Annotated in this window: 2 protein-coding genes; one reads left to right on the forward strand and one right to left on the reverse strand. The window is 41.4% G+C overall.

Features of this window, described 5'->3' with window-relative positions:
* Positions 1-104: 104 nt before the first annotated feature.
* Entirely contained in the window at positions 105-263 is a 159-nt protein-coding gene (gene rd / locus FWJ32_RS13165; RefSeq protein ID WP_149546421.1) for a rubredoxin, read from the reverse strand.
* Between the two features lie 189 nt (positions 264-452).
* On the opposite strand from rd, the gene FWJ32_RS13170 reads away from it, so the two are divergent.
* On the forward strand, positions 453-1,646 hold the full coding sequence (locus tag FWJ32_RS13170; protein ID WP_149546422.1) for an NAD(P)/FAD-dependent oxidoreductase: 1,194 nt from the start codon (positions 453-455) through the stop codon (positions 1,644-1,646).
* Positions 1,647-2,169: the final 523 nt, after the last annotated feature.

The following is a 2,169-nucleotide window of genomic DNA, read 5'->3' on the forward strand; positions in this document are numbered from 1 at the left end:
TACAGCTTATACGGGTACTTCGGTACCCGTATTTGCTTTTACGCAATAAAAAAAGCGCTGTTGCACAATGAACTATTTAGTCCATTGTGCAACAGCCCCATGTATTATATCTTTTCAAACATATCCTTTGTGGCGCCACACTCCGGGCATACCCAGTTATCTGGTAGCTTATCGAAAGGGGTACCGGGAGATATTCCCTGGCTTGGATCGCCGACTGAGGGGTCATAGATGTAGCCGCATATTGTGCACTGCCACTTCTCCATTATAAATTCCTCCTTAATTGAAAATTTTTAGACATCCTATTGCATTATCATACTTCATATACTATAATGATATGTAGTTGATAATGATTTTCTTTATTTGATAATTTATCATGCTATATATAGATTGTATATTATGTAAGTCAGCTTTTCAATAGAAAATTAATATTATGGTGAGAAGGAGGACAGCAAATGGAAAGTTATTTTATAATAGGGAATGGTGTGGCAGGCTTAAATGCGGCGGAAGCCATAAGGGACAGGGATAAGGATGGCCGTATTACAATCATTACTGCAGAAGGGTATCATACATACAGCAGGCTTATGCTTTCACACTATCTTGGAAAGGACGTTGAACCGGAAAAACTGTACATACACCCCGTTAGTTGGTATGAGGAGAGGGACATTAAGGTATATCTGAATACAAAGGTGCAAGCCATTGATACTGAAAAGAGAGTGGTAAAGACTGATGGTGGGGAGTTTTCTTATACTAGACTTGTCATTGCCAGCGGAAGCTATAGCTTCATACCTCCGGTGGAGGGTGTGGATAAAAAGAAAGTGTTTGCCTTGAGGTCCTTTGATGACATGGTATCCATAACCGAAGCAATGAAGTCTGCAAAAAAGGCTATAGTTATAGGAGGAGGAGTTCTTGGACTTGAGGCTGCATGGGCCATAAGGCAAGCTGGATTGGATGTAAGCCTGCTTGAATTTTTCCCGAGGCTGTTACCCCGGCAGATGGATGAAGAGGGCTCCAATATACTGAAGGAGATAGTAGAAGATTTTGGAGTGACCACTTACCTTGGAGTAGAGACAAAGTCGATACTGGGTCAGGATAGGGCTGAGGGAGTACTTTTAAAGGATGGGCGTGAGATTAAGGCCGACTTTGTAGTCTTCTCATCCGGTGTAAGGCCACATATTGAATTCTTGAATGGCCAGCCAATAGAGATAAATAAGGGAATAGTGGTAGATGAATATATGAGGACCAGTTTAGATGGTGTTTATGCAGCAGGGGATGTTGCAGAGTTTAAAGGAGCCATGCCGGCCATATGGCCGGTAGCGCAGGAGCAGGGCAAGATAGCGGGTATGAATGCAGCCGGCGAGGAGGCAACCTATCATCCCATACCACCCTCCAACATGCTTAAGGTGATGAATGTGAGCTGTTTCTCTGTAGGCGAGATAAACAATGAGAAGGGTGAGCTAAAAGAGCTCAAATATACAGGGAATAAGGAATACTACAAGCTATTTTTGAGAAACAATGTGCTTGTTGGCGCCATGATGATAGGAGATGTTTCTAAATCCACTAAGATAAAGTCATATATAGACCAGAAGAAAGATATTTCTGCGTTTCTCATTTCTGATAATGCAAAAGAAATCATCAGTAGTTTATAACTGTTTATATAAATACCCCCACAGGTTCATTTCCTCCCCATTAGATGAGCACCGTCCTCCCTGGGACGGTGCCAAAAACCCCTTTTGTAGCTTTATTGTAAGTTCTATGTCATACCAGCATGAAAAAGAGGTTATGCCGGATATCTCTGTTTTAAAGCTTGGGGATAGGTTACCCGCTTCCCATTGATAAAATCAAGAGGTTTTCTGAAGAACTGCCCGCCTATAAGCATGAAGGTGTACTCAGGAAGGAGGACCAAGTATAAAAGCATTTGAGGCAGGGTATGCACTCACATTAGAGGTTTAATGCCATATAAAAGGGGCTGTTGCAAAATGAACTAACCAGTTCAATTTTGCACAGCCCTTTTTCACCTTAAAATACGATTTGCGGGTCCCGAAGGACCCGCAAATCGTGTATAATTGATTTGTTATGAAAAACACTAAACTATACACCAAAGATTATACCGAATTTAATGGGAGCTTTCAATTAGTTTTACCATTAAATTTAGAAATGTTGATACCAGAG

The organism is Calorimonas adulescens (genome assembly GCF_008274215.1).
Taxonomy (GTDB): Bacteria; Bacillota; Thermoanaerobacteria; order Thermoanaerobacterales; family UBA4877; genus Calorimonas; species Calorimonas adulescens.